The organism is Hymenobacter norwichensis DSM 15439 (genome assembly GCF_000420705.1).
GTDB classification, from domain to species: Bacteria; Bacteroidota; Bacteroidia; order Cytophagales; family Hymenobacteraceae; genus Hymenobacter; species Hymenobacter norwichensis.
On record NZ_ATVL01000009.1, the window covers coordinates 482817 to 506099 of the forward strand.

20 protein-coding genes are annotated in these 23283 nt (G+C 55.2%); 10 read left to right on the forward strand and 10 right to left on the reverse strand.

Annotation, left to right across the window (positions count from 1 at the left end):
* Window positions 1–45 precede the first annotated feature (45 nt).
* Window positions 46–1557 carry an alpha/beta hydrolase-fold protein gene (locus tag G536_RS32790; protein WP_071837744.1) on the forward strand — a complete coding sequence of 504 codons (1512 nt, stop codon included), beginning with the start codon at window positions 46–48 and terminating at the stop codon, window positions 1555–1557.
* Window positions 1558–1825: 268 nt separating this feature from the next.
* On the opposite strand, the gene G536_RS0116940 is transcribed toward G536_RS32790, so the two are convergent.
* From G536_RS0116940 to G536_RS0116965, 5 genes are all read right to left on the reverse strand, one after another.
* Window positions 1826–2458: an AlbA family DNA-binding domain-containing protein gene (locus G536_RS0116940; RefSeq protein ID WP_022824792.1), complete on the reverse strand. Its 633-nt coding sequence runs from the start codon at window positions 2456–2458 to the stop codon at window positions 1826–1828.
* A gap of 140 nt (window positions 2459–2598) precedes the next feature.
* On the reverse strand, window positions 2599–3474 hold the full coding sequence (locus G536_RS0116945) for an SDR family oxidoreductase (RefSeq protein WP_022824793.1): 876 nt from the start codon (window positions 3472–3474) through the stop codon (window positions 2599–2601).
* 196 nt (window positions 3475–3670) lie between these two features.
* Entirely contained in the window at window positions 3671–4849 is a 1179-nt protein-coding gene (locus G536_RS28480) for a sulfite oxidase (RefSeq protein ID WP_211223340.1), read from the reverse strand.
* Between the two features lie 230 nt (window positions 4850–5079).
* Complete coding sequence (locus G536_RS32260) at window positions 5080–6234, reverse strand: hypothetical protein (protein ID WP_157530709.1); 1155 nt, start codon at window positions 6232–6234, stop codon at window positions 5080–5082.
* Between the two features lie 221 nt (window positions 6235–6455).
* Window positions 6456–6878, reverse strand: coding sequence for a DUF3127 domain-containing protein (locus tag G536_RS0116965; protein ID WP_022824797.1), 423 nt, complete (start codon window positions 6876–6878; stop codon window positions 6456–6458).
* A gap of 150 nt (window positions 6879–7028) precedes the next feature.
* Here G536_RS0116965 and G536_RS0116970 point away from each other — a divergent pair, with 150 nt between their 5' ends.
* Entirely contained in the window at window positions 7029–8012 is a 984-nt protein-coding gene (locus tag G536_RS0116970; protein WP_022824798.1) for an isoaspartyl peptidase/L-asparaginase family protein, read from the forward strand.
* A 134-nt stretch (window positions 8013–8146) separates the two neighbouring features.
* On the opposite strand, the gene G536_RS0116975 is transcribed toward G536_RS0116970, so the two are convergent.
* Both G536_RS0116975 and G536_RS28485 read right to left on the reverse strand, forming a co-directional pair.
* Window positions 8147–9094, reverse strand: coding sequence for a cyanophycinase (locus tag G536_RS0116975; protein WP_022824799.1), 948 nt, complete (start codon window positions 9092–9094; stop codon window positions 8147–8149).
* A 193-nt stretch (window positions 9095–9287) separates the two neighbouring features.
* Entirely contained in the window at window positions 9288–11099 is a 1812-nt protein-coding gene (locus G536_RS28485; protein WP_051167003.1) for a M1 family metallopeptidase, read from the reverse strand.
* Window positions 11100–11445: 346 nt separating this feature from the next.
* Here G536_RS28485 and G536_RS28490 point away from each other — a divergent pair, with 346 nt between their 5' ends.
* The 3 genes from G536_RS28490 to G536_RS32265 all read left to right on the forward strand — a co-directional run bounded on the left by G536_RS28490 (window position 11446) and on the right by G536_RS32265 (window position 15296).
* A complete protein-coding gene (locus G536_RS28490) occupies window positions 11446–13239 on the forward strand; it encodes a L,D-transpeptidase family protein (RefSeq protein ID WP_033370378.1) in 1794 nt (597 codons plus the stop codon).
* Window positions 13240–13628: 389 nt separating this feature from the next.
* Window positions 13629–14354, forward strand: coding sequence for a helix-turn-helix domain-containing protein (locus G536_RS30835; RefSeq protein ID WP_022824801.1), 726 nt, complete (start codon window positions 13629–13631; stop codon window positions 14352–14354).
* A gap of 774 nt (window positions 14355–15128) precedes the next feature.
* Complete coding sequence (locus tag G536_RS32265) at window positions 15129–15296, forward strand: hypothetical protein (protein WP_022824802.1); 168 nt, start codon at window positions 15129–15131, stop codon at window positions 15294–15296.
* A 156-nt stretch (window positions 15297–15452) separates the two neighbouring features.
* Here G536_RS32265 and G536_RS0117000 read toward each other — a convergent pair whose 3' ends face one another.
* Window positions 15453–15929 carry a hypothetical protein gene (locus tag G536_RS0117000; RefSeq protein ID WP_022824803.1) on the reverse strand — a complete coding sequence of 159 codons (477 nt, stop codon included), beginning with the start codon at window positions 15927–15929 and terminating at the stop codon, window positions 15453–15455.
* Between the two features lie 206 nt (window positions 15930–16135).
* On the reverse strand, window positions 16136–17566 hold the full coding sequence (locus G536_RS0117005) for a DEAD/DEAH box helicase (RefSeq protein WP_022824804.1): 1431 nt from the start codon (window positions 17564–17566) through the stop codon (window positions 16136–16138).
* Window positions 17567–17942: 376 nt separating this feature from the next.
* Between G536_RS0117005 and G536_RS0117010 the strand changes: the two genes are divergently transcribed.
* The gene (locus tag G536_RS0117010; RefSeq protein ID WP_022824805.1) at window positions 17943–18455 is read left to right on the forward strand and encodes an NUDIX domain-containing protein; all 513 of its coding nucleotides are present in this window, start codon (window positions 17943–17945) and stop codon (window positions 18453–18455) included.
* 116 nt (window positions 18456–18571) lie between these two features.
* Here G536_RS0117010 and G536_RS0117015 read toward each other — a convergent pair whose 3' ends face one another.
* On the reverse strand, window positions 18572–19132 hold the full coding sequence (locus tag G536_RS0117015) for a hypothetical protein (protein ID WP_022824806.1): 561 nt from the start codon (window positions 19130–19132) through the stop codon (window positions 18572–18574).
* A 258-nt stretch (window positions 19133–19390) separates the two neighbouring features.
* Between G536_RS0117015 and G536_RS0117020 the strand changes: the two genes are divergently transcribed.
* From G536_RS0117020 to G536_RS28505, 4 genes are all read left to right on the forward strand, one after another.
* Complete coding sequence (locus tag G536_RS0117020) at window positions 19391–19591, forward strand: hypothetical protein (RefSeq protein WP_022824807.1); 201 nt, start codon at window positions 19391–19393, stop codon at window positions 19589–19591.
* Complete coding sequence (locus G536_RS28500; RefSeq protein WP_022824808.1) at window positions 19588–20481, forward strand: UDP-2,3-diacylglucosamine diphosphatase; 894 nt, start codon at window positions 19588–19590, stop codon at window positions 20479–20481. Before G536_RS0117020 ends, G536_RS28500 begins: the two co-directional genes overlap by 4 nt.
* Before the next feature lie 108 nt (window positions 20482–20589).
* A complete protein-coding gene (locus tag G536_RS0117030) occupies window positions 20590–21597 on the forward strand; it encodes a glycosyltransferase family protein (RefSeq protein ID WP_022824809.1) in 1008 nt (335 codons plus the stop codon).
* 197 nt (window positions 21598–21794) lie between these two features.
* A complete protein-coding gene (locus G536_RS28505) occupies window positions 21795–23228 on the forward strand; it encodes a GH1 family beta-glucosidase (RefSeq protein WP_022824810.1) in 1434 nt (477 codons plus the stop codon).
* Window positions 23229–23283 lie beyond the last annotated feature (55 nt).

Genomic DNA, 23283 nt, shown 5'->3' on the forward strand with positions numbered 1-23283 from the left:
ATACGGAGGAGGTTAGGGGTACCGCCAACAATTTTACTTTTGTGCATGTATTTGCCAAACGACTCCAAGCGCATCGGCTCCGTTAAGGTAGTGCGGGTTACTACGCTACATTCCGGGTTTCTAGGGCGAGATGTACAGTTGGACGTAGTGCTGCCGCCCGGCCACGACCCGGCTGCGGCCACCCCGTACCCAGTTCTTTACCTCAACGACGGCCAGGATTTGCGCCGTTTGCGCCTGCCGGCCACGCTCCGGCAGCTGTACCGGCAGCAGCTGTTGCAGCCGTTCGTGCTGGTGGCTATTCACGCCCACGAGCGGATTCAGGAGTACGGCACTGCCGCCCAGCCCGATTATCTGGAGCGGGGCAGCCGGGCCGGGCAGTACACCGAGTTTCTGCTGCACGAACTCATGCCGTACGTGCAGCAGCACTACCGCGCCAGCACCAACCCGCACGAGGTAGTAACGGCTGGCTGCTCCTTGGGTGGGCTCACGGCATTTGATTTTGCGTGGCACCACCCCGAAACCGCTACCCGGGCCGGGGCCTTTTCCGGCTCGTTCTGGTGGCGCCGCCGCGCCCTCACCGACGGCTACACCGACGCCGACCGAATCATGCACCGACTCGTGCGGGAGCGGGAAGCGCACCCCGACCACCAGTTCTGGCTGCAAACCGGCACCCTCGACGAAACCAACGACCGAAACCACAATGGCATCATCGACGCCATTGAGGACACCCTGGATTTGATGGCTACCCTCGTCCGCCAAGGCCTGCCCGATGCCCGTATTCGGTACTTGGAGGTGGTAGGAGGGCGGCACAACCAGCACACGTGGGGCCGAATGCTGCCCGACTTTTTGCATTGGGCGTTCGGCTTGCCGGATACCAAGCCGCCGCGGGTGGCCTTACAAGCGAAAATCAGTAGCCTCACTAGCCCTTGGGGCAGTCGGCAACGCCTCCAGCAGCGGCGGCACCGGGGTAGTATGGTTTTTTCGCAGTACCTAGCGCCTTCTACTCTTTCGGTTCCCCCTATGCCTCCTCTAGCTCGCCCCGCTGCCGATCAATATAACGCCTACTACGATACCTATATCAGCCTGGTGCCCGAAGGCACGGACCCACTGGCCCAGCTTCAGCACCAACCCGAGCAGCTCCGTCAACTCGTTGGCCACCTGACCGATGAGCAGGCGCAATTCGCGTATGCGCCCGGCAAATGGAGCATCAAGGAAATGCTGGTGCACATCCTGGACACCGAGCGGATTTTCGCCTACCGCGCCCTGCGCATTGCCCGCCAAGACCAGCAGCCTCTGGCCGGCTTCGAGCAGGACGACTACGTGCCCGCCTCGGGGGCCAACGCCCGCGCTCTAGAAAGCATCCTCAACGAATACGCCACGGTGCGGGCCGCTACCCTCAGCCTCTTCGACTCGTTTCAGCCCGAAGCCTACGACCGGATGGGCACGGCCAGTGGCCACCCAGTGAGCGTGCGGGCGCTGGCTTTCATGTTGCCGGGCCATGAGGCGCATCATCTGCATATATTGCAGAGCCGGTACCTGCCGAATTTGCCGGCTTAGCGAGCAACACGCCGCCTACCGGTTGCGTTATCTTCTTCACTTCTCATCCTTAACCTCCTCACACCATGGCTAAAGCACAAGACGCCCGCAAAGAAAAAAAGAAGGAACCGACTAAAACGACTAAAGAAAAGAAGGCTGCCAAAGACGAAAAAAAAGAAGCCCGTGCCCGCAAGCAGGATTAATAGTAAAAGCCCCAAGTTGAAAAATCAGCTTGGGGCTTTTTGTTATTGAAGTCGATCTATCGAGGCCAGAAACTTGGAAGGCCTTGCTACAATGTGTAATACACCTCTTTTTGCTTGTCGTGGTGTTTGATGTAGCCGTGGAGGGTAAGCTTGATGAGGGTGCGGTAGGCGCGGCGCTGACCAATATTGAGCAGCTTCATATACTGCGGCAACGTAATACGTGGGTTCTGGCGCAGATATTCCAGCACCGCTAGCTCCTCCTTATTGAGCGGCAGCTTTTCCAGGCGTGGCATAGCCAATTGGTCGTTGTGCTCCAGGGCTTTTTCGGTGAGCTGGCTGGTTTGCACGCTTTCGTCGCGCACGCGCACGTAACCGCGCCAGTCACCATCGGCTACTTGGGCGCGGTGGGGTTTGTGCGGACTTTCGGGCACCGTCACTATTAGTATCACGCGGCCATCCTCTTCCAATTCTCTGATTTTTAGCGTGAGGGGCGGGTCGGCGTAGAACTCAGCGGCCTGACGCAACAAATAAATTTCCTCTTCGGCGTCGCGCACGCCTACCACGCGGCCGTCATCATCGACGCCCACCAGCACCCGGCCGCCATGAGTATTGGCCAAGGACACCAAGGTGCGCGAAATACGGGACGGGTGGGTGGTCTTCTTCTTGAACTCCAACTGTTCCCCCTCGCCCTGTCGAATCAAGCTTTGTAAGTCGGACATAATAGTTCAGGCTGATACGCGGAGTCGGTGAGGTGGCTTTGGCAGATGCGGCAGGGATATTTGTACCTTAATTTTTGAAATAAGAAAAATAGGGTACAAATTCTCTGACCATCCTCATAACCAGCTTCACTGGAAATAGGCTACAAATCCAACCCGGTTTCTTCTTCTGAAATGCGCCAGAGCCGCGCCGCGTCCGTGCGGTTTTGGGCGCGGGCAGAACTGCGGCCGGGGCGGGAATTTTTGAAGTAGCTGCCGCTTACTTTCGCCACTTCTAGGGCCGTGGCCAGATACAGCGTGGTTTGGGCACCCCGTTCTGGGCTCACCATAAATGGCTTGGCTGGCCACCACAGCGCTTTCATGGCCCAGGAGCTACCGTCGTGCACTAGCCCAGTATTTACCATACCGGGGTGCAGGCAGTTGGCTGTGATGTTGGTGAGTTCGAGTCGATAGGCCAATTCGTTGGTGAACAATATGTTGGCCAGTTTAGAATCGGCGTAGGCCGTAAGCCAGCTGTATTTGTCGGGGTCGTTGCGGGCCTCCTGCGACAATTCGATTTCGCCTAGCCAGTGCGCTTCTGAGGCTACCGTCACAATCCGGCCCGCTTCGGCGGCGGTAAGCAGCGGCAGCAGCAACTGCGTGAGAGCAAAAACCGACAGATGATTAGTAGCCCAACTCAGCTCGTGGCCTTCGGTGGTTAGCGTGAATGGCCCCGGCATGATGCCCGCATTATTGACGAGAATATCCAGCTGGCTGTAGTCGTGAGCTAGCTCTTGCGCTAATTGCCGCACGTTGGCCAGCAACGATAAGTCGCAGAGGCGCACATCTAACTGGGCCTGCGGAACAGCAAACTGAATGGCCGTACGGGCGCGTTCCGCTTTGTCGGGATTGCGGGCCACCATAATTACGCGCGCCCCGCGCCGGGCCAGCTCACGGGCCGTTACTAACCCAATACCGCTACTAGCCCCCGTAACCAGAGCAGTTTTGCCGATAAGGGAAGCAGGAGCGGAGACAGCCATGCAGGACAGATACAGTGAGACAGAAAGCAGACCGTAGGGAAGCGGTACGCCGCTATAAACGCAAGGAAGCGGATTCAGGGTTTATTAGTAGCCGGAAGAAAAGGCAACGGGCTTAGCATGAATTGTCTTCACTGACTTCAGCAAGGTTAACTCATCAGATAGTAATTGCTTGAATAGAAGCAGAATAGATTGGATGCTAATGCACTAGCACCTCCACCGAAGCCACGCGGTTAATCATGTAGGTGCGTCGGTCTTTGCTGTGCTCGGAGGGCTGAGTCTGGCCCTGTTCGTCGGTGGCGCGGGCCAGCAGTTTGTACCGACCGGCAATGGCGGGAGTCCATTGGTATTCCCATAGGCGCCAAGTAAACGGCACGTTCTTTTCCAGGAGCGTGGCTGGCTGCCAGGAGCTACCGCCATCAGCGCTGACCTCCACTTTAACAATGGCGCTTTCGCCGGTCCAGGCGGCACCGTGCACGCGGTACGGTACGCCCGCAGCCAGAGCTTCGTGCAGCATAGGCCGAGCAATTTCTGCCTTCACCTGCATTTCCGCTACGGGTACCATGGTAGGATGGCCCTGCACGCGTTGCCAGTAAGCGTATTCGATAGTCTGCCAATACCCCTCAAAGGGTACCGTTGAAACCGTAATGGTTGTCAGCCACTTGATAGAGGCCATGCCGTACCAGCCCGGCACCACCAAGCGCACCGGAAAGCCGTGTTCTGGCGGCAGCGGTTGGCCGTTCATAGCATACACCACCAGTACTTCGGCTTGCTGGGCCTTGGCCAGAGGCAAGCTGCGGGCAAAGTGAATGGCTCCCGGCGACTTCGGCTCCTCGTTCACCTCGCCCCGGTCGGCCCCCTCGAAAATAACTTCTACCGCCTCTGCTTTCACGCCAGCGCGCTCCAATAGCACGGTTAGTGGTACGCCAGTCCACTCGGCGTTGCCCACGGCACCTTGTTCCCAGAGCAGCCCCTTGGGTTTGGGTGCCAAACGTGCCCGTCCATTACCCGCGCACTCTAGCGTAGCCGAAACCGTGGTAGCAGGTAGCTGGCGCAACTCATCATAGGTAAGCGTCAGCTCATTATTTACTGCCCCATTTATAACTAAACGCCAGCTTGCAACAGGCAAATCTGGAATAGGGAAGTGGCTGCGAATATAGAACTGGCTAGTGGGCGTCAGGCGGCCTGCTAGGCTCGGAAAGGGAAATTCTAGATTCTGCGGCTCAGTTTCGCGGGTGATGAGCCCAGGAAAACCACTGGCGGCTGGGGCTGCCGAAGCTGCACTTTGCTCGGCGGAAGCATGCTTGTTGAAATGATTAATGTCGGTGGCGTCGGGCATGGGCAGGAAGGTAAGTGTGTTGAGGAAGGAGTTGTGCACAAGATATATCAGTTTTAGTAATTATATGTGCCCATAAATACGCGCCTACATATTCAATATAACTGCCATGAAATTTCTGTCGACGGCGAAATAGTTAACGTAGTAAATTTTTTGGAATAAGAAATAATAAGTATATAATCGTGCTATAATTTGATTTTGTATAGCTAAAAAAATAATAATTATATATTTAAACTAGATCTATATTTTTATTATCTCACGATATAGAAAAATTAGCTGTAATCTCTCTTGATTATTATACTTGTTAGGTATATCAAGCCGCTGACTATGTTTATAATAATGACTATAAATAATATAATACGTTGCCTCTTTTCTATGGAAGAAGATGGTTTCCAATTTATTGCTGATAGAATTATTATCCAGTATACTATGTGATTAGCATAAAAGCATTGCCATAATAAATTGCCATGAGTAGATCTTTCTCCTGTTTCATAAACAAGCATAAATAAGAGAAATCCTACTATAGTGCACAAGAGGGCCAGCTTATGCGAAACGTGCTTAAGCCAGTCGGGACGTAAATAATAAGCCACAGCTGGTAAGAAAAAGGAACTGCCAAACCGTATTAAGGCACGATCCCAAGGTAAGTACGGCATAGCATAGCGCCACCCAGCTGGAAATGCAAAAGCGAAATGTGCATCATCTTTACTTGGGTTAGTTTGTGGGAATGCTGCAATCCAAAGTACTTGCCCTATGACAAACACCACAACTGGTAACAGCGACAAGCTAAATGGTAGTACTAGAGACGGTAATAGACCCCACCGTGTATGTGCTACACGTAGCAACGCATACGACGGTACAAAGACGAAAGCGAAACTTGGCTTAAACCATGCACTGATTATCAGCAGTATTCCAATTAGTATTTCAAAACGTAATTTTTGACTCTCTGCTCTTAGCTGGTAAGTGCCTAGGAAAAAAATGACGATTGTCCAAGGAAGCCCACCAAGCCATGTGGAATTATGATATACATTAGGTGGAAATAACCCAAGATATAAAGTAGATCTAGAAACGATAATAGGAAATATTATACAGGAAATTATAGCAACTAGAAGTGTGGAAAGTATTGAAAAGTCGGAGTGTTTTATTTGATTTTCATATTCGTTTTCCCAAGAGGATAGGTGTAGTCCTGCATATGTTGATAATAAGGCAGTTGCTCCCCATGACAGCCCAAGAAATACAACTGCTATTTTTAGCAATAAAGTATAGTCGCAAGAAAAACCTGCAAGTAGCCAAGTTATATAATAAAATCCGCTATTAGCAGGAGCAGGCTTATGTTCAATACAAATATTATGGGATAAATAATTTACGTGCGCCTGAATGTCAGTGGGTGTATCTTTAATTATGATTATATACCAGTAGTAAATAATCATTAAACAGGAAAATAGTAAACAGCTACTCCATATTAGGGCATGCTGACGAATAAATAGCCTTTGTGGAATACTGCCTGATAATAGCACGTGAGCAGAATAAGGGATAAAAAGAATCAGGTTCGAGTAGCGGCTGAGGTTAGAGCAGATATTCAGTTATGAAAAATGCCGCTTCCGGAAGCGGAAGCGGCATTTTGGAGTCGGCAAGTACCAACGCAACCAGCTTAGAACGGCAGGTCGTTGTCGTCGTCGGAGGCAATAGGAGCGGCCGAAGCGCGCAGATTCGGGTTCTGGTTGGCGGCAGGAGCAGCAGCCCGAGGAGCCGCTTGCTGGTAGCCACCGCCCTGCGGTGCAGCAGCGCCACCACCGGTAGCAGGTTCAATGCGCCATGCTTCCAGGTTGGTGAAGTACAGCATCTGGCCGTTTTTGTTGAAGCCGCGGCCCCGGAGGTTGAACGCAATTTTAACCTCGTCGCCCACTTTGAACGGGTCGATGAGGGCGGTTTTATCCTGCACCAATTGGAACTTGATATGCTCGGGGTACTGGCCGTCTACAACTTCCAGCACGAACTCGCGCTTGCGGAATTTCTCGCTCACCTGCTGTTCATCGAAGATTTCGTGCAGGCGGCCGGTAGCATCGTAAGCCATAAGGTAAATAGTTTGGGGAGTGAAAACAGTAATTCAAACGTACGAAAAAAAACGGGGTTAGGCTATCCATTTTAGCAGTGTCGAGGTCAGTGGCCTGCGTACCTTTGGGTTACCGTTCTGTTTTTTTCTTTAGCTGATTTTTCCTTGCGCATGAATCATCCTTTCTCGCTGGCCATCCACGGTGGTGCCGGTACCATTTCGCCCGCCCTCATGACGCCAGAAAAAGAACTTGCCTACCAGGCAGCTTTGCGGGAAAGCCTGGAGGTTGGCTACGCGGTGCTACGCGAAGGCGGCCCGGCACTGGATGCCGTGGAACTGGCTGTGCGTAGCCTCGAAGATAATCCGTTGTTCAACGCAGGTCGTGGCGCCGTATTCACTCACGAAGGGCACCAGGAAATGGACGCCGCCATCATGGACGGGCGCGACCGGGCGGCCGGGGCCGTAACCGGGGTGCGGACCGTGCAGAACCCCATTCGAGCCGCCCGCCTCGTGATGGAAAAAACCGAGCACGTGCTGCTGGCCTATCCTGGAGCTGATGAGCTGGCCCAAGAGCATGGCCTACCCACGCAACCTGCCGAGTATTTTTTCACGGAGCATCGGTTCGAGCAGTTGCAGGAAGCCCTGCGGGAAGGCCGGATGCGCCTCGACCATAGCCAGGCCTTAGCTGGGGAAGCGCCGCTGGAAGAACCCGGTGCCTTTCCCAATGAAGACCCCAAAAAGAAAATGGGAACCGTGGGCGCCGTGGCCCGTGACCAGCATGGCAACCTGGCCGCCGCCACCAGCACCGGCGGCATGACCAACAAACGCTACTCCCGCATCGGCGACTCGCCAATCATCGGGGCAGGCACCTTCGCCGATAACCGTACCTGCGCCATCAGCTGCACCGGGCACGGCGAATATTTTCTGCGAGCCATGGTGGCGCACGACATCAGCTGCCTGATGGAATACCGGGGGCTGAGCTTAGCTGAAGCCTGCCGCATTGTGGTGCACGACAAGCTGGCACCGGTAGGCGGAGAGGGTGGCCTCGTGGCCGTAGATGCAGCCGGCCACGTGGCGCTGCCCTTCAATTCCGAAGGTATGTACCGCGGCAGCTTCACCGAGTCCGGCCTCTACATCGGGATTTACAAAGACTAGTTTGGGTAGCGAGTTTTTGCACCTATATATATAAGGAGTAGCCGACGAACGGAATTTAGCTTAATTTTCCACGCAAAAGCCCCGTTTCCAGCTAGGAAACGGGGCTTTTGCGTGGAAAACAGCAGAGCAAGCTCCTATGCGCTGGTGGACACGGACGACGGGGCATTGGCAGGTTTGTCAGCTACCAGCTGCTCCGACTCGGCGGCCTGGAGCAGCAGCTTCAGGTTCGGGTAGAATTCGCGCTGCACTACGTCGTACACGTTGCCTTTTACCAGCACGTGCAGCAGCATGTTTTCAATGGAAATAGCTTCGCCTTTGCGAGCGGCCGTGGCGTTGTTGTGCTCCAGCTTGTGTCCGTCCATGATAACTACCAGGTTGGAGCCAATAGCCTCGAACTGGTTGCCACCCGTAATCAGCACACCGGTATCTTCGCCGAGCCCAATACCGATAAGCTTGGGGTGTAGCGCTACTGCCTCGATGAGCCGGCCAAAACGGCCGCGCTTCACAAAGTGCGAATCAATCACTACGGTGTCGAGCAAACCCAGGCCGGTGCCCATCTTTACGGCGCCCTTCATCAGGGCATCGGGCACGCTGCCCCCCGAAATCATGGTCTGCGACATGGCCATAGCCCCAGCTGAGGTGCCCGCAATAACGAAGTTGGGTGACTTGTGGTAGCGCTGCTTGAGTACCCGCAGAAACTCAGTGCCCCCAAACATCTGGGTGAGGCGCGACTGGTTGCCACCGCTCATCATCACTACGTCGGCTTTGCGCAGCCGCTCCACGTACTCGGGTAGCAGCGCGTCTTCTGGCGTGCGGATGTCCATGATGCCGACCTGATGGCAATTGAGCATGGCAAACGAGCTGAGGTAGCTTTTGGCTACCTCCTCCGGAATCATCGAAGCCGTAGTGATAACCTCGATGCGCGGGTCTTCTTTGCCGGATTCGAGGACCACTCTTTTCAAGATACCAAGCTCAAAAAAGTTGAGGTAGTATTTCTTTTTGGTACGAGGGTTGGGGTAGGTGCCCTTGTCTTCGTTGCCGCCGATGGCAATGAGCTTACCCAAAGGTTTGGAAGTATTCAACGCAAAATATCAACTAGTACAACACAAAAGGAAAACCGGAATTCTCCGGGAAGCAAGCTTCGGGCCAGCCAGCGTTATAGCGAAGCTAGAAAGTAGTGCTTAGAAACTGAATAATAGGTGAAGGTCCGCAAGAAAAACACTGGTTCTTTGGCTTGTCCTACCCACACCAACTTTCGTCCAAGCTCAACTAATTTTACTCCGCCGTTCCAAGCAGCACGTCGAAAGTGCTGGTAGCTACTGAGTGGTAGTTGGGCCGAGCAGTGGCATACAGCTGGCGCGCCCGCTTGGCGCCGCCGGGCGTAGCTAGTAGCGCTTTGTAAAGCGGCGTCAGAAATTTGCGCCGCCCCACGTGAGTCAGGAAGTGGTGCAAGGCTGTATCGGCAGGGGCGTAGCCGGCTCTAATGGTGTGCGGAAACCAGGCCGCCAGAATTTCAGCGTTGCCGGACTGCGTGAACCCAAAGGCAGCATCTAGCTCCGCTAATCTCTCGATGGTTAAGCTCTGCGGCAACCCGTGCAGGAAGTGCACCCACTCGTGGCTGCTCCAATTGCTGGTAGGTAGCTCGATTGCGGCTGTGCCGTTCTGCCAATTATTCAGCGCCTCGGCCACTGCTTCGAAACGAGTGGAGTGAACCGCCGGAGCTACCGCCGGAATGCCGGGGCCGTTCACCCAAGCATCTAGCTGAAGCTTTTCCTCGAGCCCAGCGGTCTTGTCTAACAACTCACGCCGCAGATAAGTTACGAACGAGGCAGTATCCATACTCTGGAAACTATGCTGCGCGAAGTATTGCTTAATAAAAGCATCGAGAGCGGGCCGGCCTACCAGGTGTTCGAGGGTGAGGAGGAGATAGTCGCCTTTTTCGTAGGCAATTTCGTTGAGCCCTTCGTCAGGGTCGCGCCCGGCCAGGTCGAGGTGCAGGTGAGTGTCTTTGCTAGTCGCGCCCAGTTCCGCAATGGTATGGTGCAGGCCGGTGTTACCGAGCACCTGCAACATATCAGAGTAAGAGCGGCCGTAGAGCTTCTCCATAATGCGGCGCTCGAAGTACACGGTGAAGCCTTCGTTGAGCCAGAAATCATTCCACGTGGCGTTGGTAACCAGGTTGCCGCTCCAAGAATGCGCCAGCTCGTGAGCCACCAAACTGGTCAGGCTCCGGTCACCGGCCAGAATAGTAGGAGTTACAAATGTTAAACGTGGGTTTTCCATGCCGCCAAATGGAAAGGAGGGAGGCAGCACCAACAAATCGTACTGGTCCCACCGATACGGACCGTACAGTTCCTCGGCGGCGGCTACCATCTTCTCCAAGTCCTGAAACTCGCTGGTGGCTACGGGCAGCGTGATGGGCTCGGCATAAATACCGGTTCGGTGACTGAGGGCTACAAACACCACATCGCCCACGGCCAGGGCCATGAGGTAGGCGGGAATCGGTTGAGCCATGCGGAAGCTATAGGCTCCGGCTTCGTTGCGCAGTTGCGGATTCTCGGCGCTCATCAGAGCCAGTAGTTCGGCGGGCACTTGCACTTGGGCCTCGTAGGTGAAGCGTACTCCCGGTGAGTCTTGGCACGGTATCCAGGTGCGGGCCAGGATGGCTTGCGACTGAGTGAACAGAAACGGGTATTGGCGCCCGGCCGTTTGCTCCGTTGTGAGCCATTGCAGTGCCGCCGCGCCGGCCGTAGTATGGTAGCGGATGGTCACCTGCTGGGTGTCGGGACGGATAGCAATTCGCAGCGGCTGCCCGAGCACCGGGTCGGTCGCGCCCAGCGAAAAGTCGGTCGCCTCACCAGTCAGGTTACCTAGCAAAGCTTCTTCAATATGCAGGTCCCGCGCATCCAGCAGCAGCTCCGTCGAGCCCGTGTGGTTGACGATTTCCCAGGTGGCATGACCGGCCAGCGTGCGGGCTTCGAAGTCAACTTGCAGGGTGAGGGCGAGGTGCTGTACACTTACCTCCGCTGGCCGGGCGTAGCTATGCGGGTCGGGGGTGAAGTGAGGGGCGGAGGCAGTGGTAGACATAGGCGCAAGGAGATAAAACGGCGGGTAGCCGGCCGGTTGACGAAGACGCAAAGATAGCCAAACCACCTGCGCCGTAGCCCAGAGGCACTGAGGCGAGCGGCCAACAAGCTCATCAGCAAGCCTGGCGTTGGCGAGGTTTGGCGCCAACTAATCATGCATTGCTAGATAACAACGGTGTCGGCAAAACCCGCTAACTTGCAGTCAGTGGGGAATACTGCCATCCAAGCAACTTATCAACCCGGATTGCAGTAAAACGCGCAACTACTTGTTCAGTTAGAAAAGCTGTATTGCAGCTCCTAGCTAGCGGGTACTTTGTTGTTCGTTTTGTCTATCTCCACCTACTTGCATGAATTTATTCCGACCTGCTTTTCTTACCACCTTACTGTTTTGGCTGCTTAGCCTGACGGTGCTCACGTCTGCATCCTCATGCAGTCAGGAGCAGAAAGCTCAACTAAAAGACGCGTTGCCTGGGGTAGCCTCTAAGGCCGGAGGCGCGCAGCCCAAGCTCGACAGCGTGTACGTAGTGAAGTATATGAGTGCCGAGCCCAAATTCAAAGATCAGATTGAATGGGCCAAGAAATTCTACCGGGAGCGAGACTTTCGGCTGGGTTGGTTCCGTGACCATGAGCTGGTACCGCAGGCCAAAACCATGCTCGGCGTTATCAGTAAGGCAGCCGATGAAGGCCTTGATCCTAAAGAATATAAGACCAAGGACTTTGATAAGCTTTTCGCTGATTTAGAGAAGGTTAAAGCCGATTCTACTAAGCGAAACGCACTGGAAAAGGAAATTGATGTCGCTCTATCTGGGACTTATTTCAACTGGGCTTCCGACTTTTATCGGGGCACGGTAAACCCGCGCCAAGTCAAAACCATTGACTGGCAGGTGAAGCGCAATAAGATCAAGCTGCATAAGGCGCTAATGACGATTCTGAAGGAACGGGAAAGCACTTACCCGTACTATGAGTTCGAGCCTTTGCACCCTGAATATGACCAGTTGAAAAAGGCGCTGGCCGAATACCGCGACATCCAGCGCAACGGCGGCTGGCCTACGTTGCCAGCTACCACCAAGCTCAAACCTGGTCAGGCAGCGCCCGCGGTGGCGCTCCTGCGCCAACGGTTATTAGGCGCAAAACCCGAAGCGGCTCCAGCTACTGCCACCGCTGACGCCAGCGCGACCCCCGTGCAAACGGTAGCCAACAACCCAACTGCTACGCCCGCTTCGACGACGAAAACCACGGCTCCGGCAGAGAAATACGACGCCGAATTGGTGGCAGCCGTCAAGGCTTTTCAAACCCAAAACGGCCTCAAAGCAGACGGCTCAGTGGGTGGTGAAACGCTCCGCTTGCTCAACATTCCGGTAGCGCAACGCATCGACCAACTCATCCTGAACATGGAGCGGTGGCGCTGGATTCCCAAGAAATTCGAACCCGATTATCTGCTCGTCAACATCCCTGACTACAAGCTCCACGTGGTGGAAGGCAACAAGGAAGTATTCGACATGCGGGTGATTGTGGGCAAGACGCTCAACGCTACGCCGGTGTTCAGCGACAAGATGGAGTCGGTGGTAATGGCCCCGTATTGGAACGTGCCCTTTAGCATTATTGATAAGGAGATGCGCTACAAGTTGGCTGCAAATCCGCAGGCTTACCTCGACCGTTTGGACATGGAAGTGGTAAAGGGTTGGGGTGCCAAAGCTACCCCCATCGACCCTAGCACCATCGACTGGGCTAACCTGACACGGGCCCAGTGGAAGTACACCCTGCGCCGTCGGCCGGGCCCGAAAAACGACCTCGGCGACGTGAAGTTCATCTTCCCAAATTCGCAGGATATTTACCTCCACGACACGCCCCACGACGAGCTGTTCAGCCAAGCCAAACGCGGTTTCAGCCACGGCTGCGTGCGCGTAGAAGAGCCCCTAAAATTGGCCGAGTACCTGCTTCGTAACAAGCCCGGCTGGGACCTGACTAAGATAGAAGAAACCATAGCCGGCCGCAAAGAGCAGTACGTAAGCTTACCCAAACACCTGCCCGTATACTTGGTGTACTTCACTGCCTGGGTCGACAACGAGGGCAACGTCAACTTCCGCGACGACATCTACGGCCATGATAAGGCGCTGGCAAAAGAGTACTTCAACAACTAGCGCTGCCTGCTGCCACGCTAGATAAAGCACACTAACTGAAAGGGCCCCGCTCACTGCTTCTGGCAGTAGGCGGGGCCCTTTCAGTTAGTGTGCTCCAAATAATTAATAGAGCATCGAAATTCCGTGCGCAGAATTCTTGGCATGGGCTACCATTGAAACGGAACGAAACAGATTAGTATCAGATAAGAATGATAGCCACCGCAGAAATAGGGAGGCAATGTAGTGAATTACAATTGTATAACAATTGTAATCAGACGCAAAGTGAAGTTTTATAATTGTAAACCCTGGATATAAAAAGATCCGCGTATTTACAAAGGTAATTAGCTGATTGATTGGGCTAGTATCTCATTGTGTAGTCGTACATTTGTTAATGATAGTATTACTACCCCATGGTTGACCGTATTCGGGCGATTCTGAGCGCCCGTCAATTAACGCCTACGCAATTCGCCGATACTATTGGCGTAGCCCGGCCTATTGTCAGCCATATCCTGAGCGGCCGTAACAAACCCAGTTTGGAGGTAGTGCAGAAGATAGTAGATGCCTTTCCCGACGTGTCGTTGACGTGGCTGCTGAAGGGTGCCGGGAGCATGACTGCTTTGGAACCAGTTCCTGTGGCAGCAGTTCCGGCGCCAATACCCGTTGCTGTGAAGCGGCCAAGCAGCTCTAAAACGCCAGAGGTACCTCGTCCTGCTCCTAGTGACCAGACGGCGGCCCGCCAACCTCCCACGCTAACCATGGTGCCTACAGCTGTGGTTTCTGATGCTAATCGGGTTGATACAAGCACTGAGTCCTTACAACGTGAGGTGGTACCATCCGTGCCAATGCCCCCTAGCCCTGATGTAGTTGCTACTCCGGGTACTCATAGACCTATTGCCACAGCGCTGCTAGATGCCGTAATTCCCGCAGCACCGACGCCCCTAGCTGCCAGCTCTGATTCAGCTACGTCCTTACCTAACGCACAGGTAGCCGCTGCTGGAGCCCGCAACGACAATAACACTGGCCCTATGGTACCGTCGGCCGCCCAACCTTTTCTGAAAGCCGATAAGGCGATTCGGCGTATCGTCATCTTCTATCAAGACGGTACTTTCACCGATTATCAACCGGAAAACGCATAAGCTGGCAACCGTATTATCTGCTGGTAGCAGTGCTATTATCCCTGCCAAATGAGAGCTGGTATGCTAACCATTTCTGCCGCAGTTTGAGCGTAGGAAATGCAATTTGTCAGTACCTCTCTATAGCATCTTTCGGATACTTTGTAAGGTTGAGTTAGGTATGCATAAGTGGTCAGCATCGAATGGTAGTCAGGTGAGAATAATGCAGGTTGTCATAGTGGGTAATTATTGAATTATTGAGCTATATTTTTGTTTTATAAAACGCTTAATATCAGCAAGTGGTACCTGTGAGGTTAAGTATCTATTTAGTATACTATGTGGCTATTATGAGGTTGATAAAGTGTAATAACGCGAAATGCTAAGAAGTGCAGTCAATTGCATTGAAAATGCTAAGAACCTTACCAAGATAATCGAGTAAGGAAAATCATAGTGCAATTCGAAAACAGCGCGCTAATCGAGTTAGCCTTGCTAAAACTCTGATACGATAGTAGGGGTGCAGAATAGTAGTAGCCAGCTGCTGACTATCTTACAGCTGTTGGGGCCGGGACGACTGCAATAGCCAACACAAACAGTGGGGTAGGTGTTATTGATTGTTGTCAAAAGTAATCAGTTGGTCCGCCAATGAGTACTGCACTGAAAGCTGATCTAGAGAGACATTTCTATTTCACCACCAAACCTGTCAACTCGCCCAGCGGCGTTGCGTAAAGCCACCAAACCTCAGTCATTAAGCTTGAAAGTATCCTTGGCGATTTTCGGGGTGGTGCTTACCTTTGGGACATGAAAAAATTCCGTCTGCTTCTCCTGCTCGCCGTTAACGCCTCGTTATTCCTGGCATCTTGCTCGCAAGCCCCCGATGCCGAAAAAGATCCTAACGCGGATGCCGAATACAAACGCAGCCACCGCCCCGAAGGCTACCGGGAGGCCCAGCGCAGCAACGCCGACTAGTCGCTTCTTCTGAATCCTATTTGTATAGCCAGCCTGCATGGCTACTGCTGCGCGCTTGCCATAGCGTGGCTAGTACCAGAGCAAATTGACACATACAGAAAGCCCCACCAGAATCTTATCTGGTGGGGCTTTCTGCTTTGTTGGGAACCGAAAAAGCTACTTGGCTAAGACGGCCGCCGGAGACGGTAGTAGCTCGGGTAGTTGAATGCCATCCAGCAAATGGTTTTCCAGCAGCATAGCCCACGTCCGAAGATAGAGCACTACGTCGTCGCGCTGGTTGTGGCGCAGGGCGTCGCGGCGCTCAAATGGAATAGCAGCCCGAATGGTTGGGTCGGACAATTTTTCGAGGTGCGTGAGGTCGGTACGGGTGAAGCCCAGAGCCAGCATCTCGTCTATAGTCGTATCAATGGGCAGGCCGCTAGTGGGGCAGTAGTCGATTAGCTGCCGCTCCCAGTCGCCGTAACGCTGCATGGCACGGGCGTGAATTTCTCCTTTGGTCAGCTTGGTAATGGTCTGGGCTAGGTGGCCACAGTTGCAGCTGCCCATATGGCCCCATTGGTAAGGAGCCTGCGTGGCTAAGCGGTGAGCGGTGTCGCGGAGTGCCTGAATGACGGGAAGAGTGCTATTAGCCATAAAACAAACGTCGTCGGATGAGGGAAGGGCAGCGGCAACTTCACCGCTGTTCGTAAAAGCCTGTTGCAAGCTGTTTTGTTTGCTGAGAAGCAGAGTACGCGCTACGCTCACAGTTTTACTACAGAAGATAGGAGTTTTTCGTTTCCAGAAAGCAAAACAGCCCCGGCAACGTGCCGAGGCTGTTCCTAAAAAGAGCCTAAGAGCGACTAGCGTCCGTTGTTGCCACCGCGGAAAGAGCGGCGGCCACCTTGCCCGGAGTTAGCGTTGGAGGAGGCATTGCCTGCGGGCCGGTCGCCGGAAGGGCGGGCGGTAGCGGGGCGGTTGCCGGTAGCACGGTTACGGTCGGGGCCGCCGCGCTGGGCACCGGCCTCATGACTAGGGCGCGGTGGGCGTGCCGAGCTGCCTTCGCGGCCGGTGCGGGGTGGCCGGCCGGCCGGACCTTTTGGCCGCTTAATCGATTCGCTGCCGTGCAGCAATACCGGCGCTACTGCGCGGGTGGTGTAGGGGTGGTTAGCAACGAGGTCAATCTGCCGACGAATCAGTTTCTGAATGTCCTGCAAGTAGGCGCGCTCCTCTTCCTCCACAAACGTGAGGGCCGTACCAAAAGCACCAGCGCGACCCGTGCGGCCAATGCGGTGCACATAGGTTTCCGGCTCGTTGGGTACTTCGTAGTTGATAACGTGGGTCAGGTCGTCCACGTCGATGCCCCGAGCGGCAATGTCGGTAGCTACTAGTACGCGGGTGGAGCCAGCTTTGAAGTTGCTGAGGGCCCGTTGCCGGTGGTTCTGCGACTTGTTGCCGTGAATAGCTTCGGCCGGAATGTTGGCTTTGGCCAGGGTCTTCACCACCTTGTCGGCGCCGTGCTTGGTGCGTGTAAACACCAGCACCCGCTTGATGTTGGCGTCCTGTAATACGTGCTCCAGCAAGTCGGCCTTGTCGTTTTTGTCAACCAGGTATACACCCTGCGTTACCGTATCGGCAGTGCTGGAAACCGGCGTCACGGCCACCTTCACTGGGTTCGGCTTGAGGATGGTGTTGGCTAGCTCCTGGATGGGGGCGGGCATAGTGGCTGAGAAGAACAGCGTCTGCCGGGAAGTAGGCAGCTTGGGCAAAATCCGCTTGATGTCGTGGATGAAGCCCATGTCGAGCATCCGGTCGGCTTCGTCGAGCACGAATACTTCCACGTTGCGCAAATCCACGAAGCCCTGGCTCATCAGGTCGAGCAGGCGGCCAGGCGTGGCAATCAGTACTTCCACGCCGCGCTTCAGGGTTTGCACCTGCGCGTGCTGGCTTACGCCACCGAAGATAACGGTGGAGCGGAGCTTAGGTAGGTGACGGCCATAAGCGCCGAAACTCTCATTGATTTGGATGGCTAGCTCCCGAGTAGGAGTGAGCACCAGGCACCGAATGCGGCCGGGCGCGGTGCGCGCAACCTGGGCAGTCTGGTGCAGAATCTGAAGAATCGGGACGGTGAAGGCGGCGGTTTTGCCGGTGCCGGTCTGGGCAACGCCTAGCAGGTCGTGGCCTTCCAGCACTTGCGGAATAGCCTGCTGCTGGATAGGGGTTGGGTTGGTGTAGCCTTCCTCGTGCAGAGCACGCAGGATAGGGTCAATCAGGTTGAGTTCGTCGAAAGACATCAAAAATAAAAAAAGCGAGGCCGTGCCCTAATGGTGGCCAGATGGGCAGTGGGTACTAAGCAAGACTGCAAAGGTCGGTGGTTTTGCGCCGAAATAGGCGCGGCCCCGGGTAGCCAACCTAGTTTTAAGCCGGAAAACCAGCGCAACGCCTAAGCTGAAAAGGCAGAAAAAGCCACTCAACGCTAGCAATTACCCGTAAACCGGGGCGCATCCTAGTAGGAAAAGAAAGCCGTATAAAAAGTGCGCGTCGCTTACTCAGCAACACCATAAACCGCTAAAACGGTTGCAGCAGGGGAAGGTATTCCCGCTGACTAACACGTTAGACGCGGTTTTCCGTTTACTTTCCTGAAAAATACTTGCTCATCCACTCTGCCATATGGAAATAGTTAACCGAGAAACTGCCTACGACGGTCATTTTAAATTGAAGCTGCTCACCGTGCAGGACGGCGACAAACAACTCAAGCGCGAACGATTTGAACCCGGAAAAGCGGTAGCAGCGCTGGTATGGGACACTCAGCAGGAACGCTACCTGTTCACTCGGCAATACCGGGTAGGGGCAGAAGCGGAGATGCTAGAAATAGCCGCTGGCATGATCGACAACGACGAAGAGCCGGAAGCTGCCATGCGCCGCGAGATTCAGGAAGAACTCGGCTTCGACGTAGACCGCATCGAACAGATTGCTCACATGTATCCTTCACCCGGTGGCAGCGCCGAAACCATTACTGTTTTTTACGCCGAGGTCAGCAACCAGAGCGGTAAAGGCGGCGGACTAGAAGCAGAAAACGAGAAAATAGAACTGGTATCTCTCACGCGTGAACAATTGATCGGCCAGCAGTTAGAAGACGCTAAGACGATTATTGCCGTGCAATGGGTGCAGCTGCGCAAATAAAACTGCTTAGGTTGCGTAAGACTACAAAAGCTATTAACCCATTTGCATAAACACGTAAAAATCCGTTTCTGGTAATCAGAAACGGATTTTTACGTGTTTATGCAAATGGGTCCAATCTATTGAACCTTCACAATATACTCAAATGTTTGCTTGGTCTTGGCGTCGTTGATAAGTAAGGTTAGCTCCTGTGGAGCCTCTGTTTTAACAAATGGAATACTGCGCTTGCTCATGTATAAGTCGCGGTTCCAGAAGCGGCCACTGCCAGCAGCCAGCGCTGGTACGTTGAGTAGCTCCTGGCCCTCCTTGTTTTTCGCTACTACGCTCAGCAAAGCCGGGTCGGCGTTGGCCGACCCGCGGCGGTACATCGTCACGCTCAGCTCTCCGCCGGGCGGCAGCTGGCTGAACCGGCGCTGGTAAGTGGTATCGGCCCAGTTCTTGATTTTTTTCAGCGCATCAATTTCCGTGAGCAGGTCAGCGTAGGGACGGTAGGCTACACGCGTTACGCAGGCATCTACCTCGGCGTCCTCGTCGGTGTTCTTGGTGACATTGAGCACGTAAGGGCACTCGTCGTCTTTTTTGGCTACCATGTATTTCTTGCGCGGCTTGCCCGGCATGTACTGGGCCGAAGCCGCTAAGGTGCAAGTTAACAGTGCGGCTAGTAGAATGACTTTCTTCATATAAAAACCAGTTATATAGCTAAAAATAAGGTTTCAGCTCTTCAAAGATAACTAGCTGGCGCAAGGTGTGTACTGGTTTTCGTCCAAAAATTGTTCTGACCCGTTGAGGTGGGCCTGTTTGCTGACCAAGCGCCGACTGTGCTGGCCTTGGCCGGGAAACGTGACCTAACCGTAACCTGTGGGTAACCCTTACATCATAGCGCAAGCCGAAATTTGAGACGGGTAAAACGGCTTCTCATTATGCATGCTCCCGTTACAATGCCCCTGCTGCGCCGGATGGTGCGCGGGCTGGCCTACGTCGTGTTTCAGTTGGCACTATTTGGCGCCTTCCTTTTGCGCTCCGTAGGCGCTTTGCAGTTTCCGCTGCGCTTTCACAGCGCCGCCGAAGATTCGCAGAACGTTCTGCCCACCCGGCGCACGCTGCCTAGTGCGCGCCTTAAAACCCGGCCGGCCCTTTGAGCACGTCAGCTTCTCCCCGGAAAAAACGCCGCCACGTAGACGTGGCCGTGGTGTCGGATGTTCACTTGGGTACCTATGGCTGCCATGCCACTGAGCTGCTGCGCTACCTGAAAAGCATCAAGCCCAAAGTGCTGGTGCTCAACGGCGACATCGTGGACATTTGGCAGTTCAGCAAAAGCTACTGGCCGGCCCCGCACATGCGGGTCGTGCGCCATCTGGCCGGGCTGGCCGCCAAAGGCACCCATATTCACTACCTCACCGGCAACCACGACGAGCTGCTGCGCAAGTTTGCCGGCACCCGGCTCGGGCACTTTCGCATCGACAACAAGCTGGTGCTGGAACTGCCGCACGGCCGCACCTGGCTGTTCCACGGCGACGTCTTCGACGTGACCATGCAACATTCGCGTTGGCTGGCAAAACTCGGCGCCAAGGGCTACGACTTACTCATTCTGATAAACCGGCTAGCAAATTGGGGGCTGCACCGATTGGGCCGTCCGCGAGTCGCGCTTTCCAAGGTGGTGAAGGACAGGGTGAAAAGCGCGGTGAGTTTGGTGAGCGACTTCGAGGCTACGGCCGCCACCATTGCCGCCGACCAGGGCTATAGCTACGTGGCCTGCGGGCACATTCACTGCCCCGAAATCCGGCAGGTCAGCACCGAGAAAGGGGAGGTAGTGTACCTAAATTCCGGCGACTGGGTGGAAAACCTGACTGCGCTGGAATACACCGCTACCGCCGGCTGGCAGCTCTACCGCTACGCCGACGACCCCCGCATGCCCACCGACGCCAACCCGGCCCCCGATGAAATGGACGAGGACGATTCGGTGGCCGACACGTCCGTCGCAACGCTGCTGGACGACCTGCTGGCCGAATTTCAATTGCGCCGTTCTTAACGGCTACTTCTTAAGTACTCTAAGGTTCCTGGAAGCCGCTTCTCGTCCGCCTACAACTGTTAAACAACCCGCCACCACCAACCAGGCGCTACGTATCACTAAGAAAGAATGCCCCGAATTCTCTATGCCATCCAAGGTACCGGTAACGGCCACCTGAGCCGCGCCCTCGATATTATCCCGCTGCTACAAGCGCGGGCTTCGCAGGTTGATTTGCTGGTGAGCGGCCCGCCCGCCGATATCCAACTGCCGTTTTCGGTGCGCTACCGCTGCCACGGCATGGGCTTTATCTTCGGGAAGAAGGGGGGCATCAATTTCGTGAAAACGTTCTGGCAGTTAAATTCCACCGCTTTTCTGCGCGAAATGCGGATGCTGCCCGTAGAAAGCTACGATTTAGTGATTAACGATTTCGAGCCGGTGTCGGCGTGGGCCTGCCGGCTGCGCAACGTGCCGTGCGTGGCGCTCAGCCACCAAAGTGCCGTACTCAGCGCCGCCGCCCCCCGCCCCAAGAATGAGGACATGGTAGGCCGGGCCGTGCTGCGCCATTATGCCCCCGCCACTCAGCACTTCGGCTTTCATTTTCAGCGCTACGACGCCCATACCACCACGCCCGTTATTCGGCAGCAGGTGCGCAATCTGGCCCCGCAAAACGACGGTCACTACACCGTGTACCTGCCCGCCTTCGACGAAGAAACGCTGGTGAAACGCCTGCGTTACCTGAGCCGCGACGTGCGCTGGGAAGTGTTCAGCAAGCACAGTACGCAGGAGTCGGAGCACGGCAACGTACGAGTGCGGCCGGTGAGTGGCGCGGCTTTCACCAGCAGCCTGGCCCGCAGTGCCGGCGTGTTGTGTGGGGCCGGATTCGAGACGCCAGCCGAGGCGCTGTATTTGGGTAAGAAGTTGTTGGTGGTGCCCATGCGCAACCAGTATGAGCAGGCCTGCAACGCCGCCGCCCTGGCAGATATGGGCGTGCCGGTAGTGAAAAATCTAAAGGATAAAAGCCTGGGAGTGCTGGACGATTGGCTGCGTAACGGCACCGTGGTGCCCGTTGAGTATCCCGATGAAACCGGTGAGGTGCTAGACAAACTGCTAGCCGAATCGTTGGTGGCAGCCGTGTAGCCGTTGAACATAACCGATACTCCATTTGCGTTGGGTAGGCTCTGCCGGCTACCAGCACTAGCCTGTTGCGCGTTGCCGTAAGCAGGAGAGAGGCGTGGTATCTCCATTTCCTGCCCCCAACTGCCCAGCTTCTGCGCTCCGTATAGCTATAGCCGCCTATTATCTATAAGTCTAGCCTCCGTTTAACTCTTTTCAGCATGCTCCCCGACGCTTTCTTTCCTCCAACTACCCCTGCCAACTTTTCCCGAGCTGATTTCGGCGCCGACTTTCGGTGGGGAGTGTCGGCGGCGGCGTACCAAACGGAAGGAGCCTGGAATCTGGACGGCAAAGGCCCTAGCATCTGGGACGATTTCGTGCGCCGACCCGGCCGCGTCAAGCGCGGCGAAACCGCCGAAGTAGCCACCGACTTCTACCACCGCTGGCCCCAGGATTTAGACCTGATGAACCAAATGGCCATAGATAATTTCCGTTTTTCCATCGCATGGTCGCGGATTATGCCACATGGAATAGGGGTGTTTAATCAAAAGGGTATAGACTATTACGACCGATTGGTGGATGGTTGTTTGGAGCGCGGCATCACGCCCTGGCCCACCCTTTACCACTGGGATTTGCCGGCCTCTTTGCAGCAGCTTGGCGGCTGGACCAACCGCGACGTGGTGGGCTGGTTCACCGACTACACCCAGCGGGTAGCCGCCCGCCTCGGCGACCGGGTGCAGCACTGGATGGTGCTCAACGAGCCGATGGTATTCACTGGGGCCGGCCACCTATTGGGTATCCATGCGCCAGGCCGCCGCAGCTTGGGGGCGTTCTTGGCGGCCACTCACCACGCGGCTTTGGCCCAGGCCGAAGGTGGCCGGGCCTTGCGTGCCATTCTACCGGCCGGCGCCCAGATTGGCACCACCTTTTCGTGCTCCTACGTGACACCCTGGCGGCCTAACCACGCCCGCGACGCTCGCGCTACCCGCCGCGCCGACGCCTTGCTCAACCGCTTGTTTGTGGAGCCAGCCTTGGGCCTAGGCTACCCCGTAGCCGACGTGCCGCTGCTTGGCTGGATGGACCGCTACATCAAGCCCGGCGACGAGCAGCGCCTGCCTTTCGACTTCGACTTTTTGGGCGTGCAGAACTACACGCGCGAAGTGGTGCGCCACTCACCCTACGTGCCGCTGCTCTGGGCCTCGCTAGTAGGAGCCGCGCCCCGTGGCGTCCCTCACACTGATATGGGCTGGGAGGTGTATCCAGAGAGCTTATACCAAATAGTTAAGCAATTTGCTAATTACCCAAATGCGCCAATGCTGCGTGTAACGGAAAATGGCGCGGCTTTTCCGGATACTCGCACCCCCGCCGGGCACGTGCACGACCCGCAGCGCCAAGCCTATTTGCGGGCTTGCATCGGGCAAGTGTTACGGGCCCGCCAGGAAGGCGTGCGGGTGGATGGCTACTTCGCGTGGTCATTTACTGACAACTTCGAGTGGGCCGAAGGCTACGGGCCGCGCTTTGGGCTGGTGCACGTGGAGTACGAAACTCAGCGCCGCACCATCAAAGACTCCGGACATTGGTACAGCGAGTTCCTGGGCGGGAAGCCTGCGAGTAGCGTCATGACTACGGACAGGGCCGCCAACCTGATAGGCTGAGCTTCACCATTTGGTAATTATCAGATAACCCTGCCGTAATAGGTGCCCGGTAGCT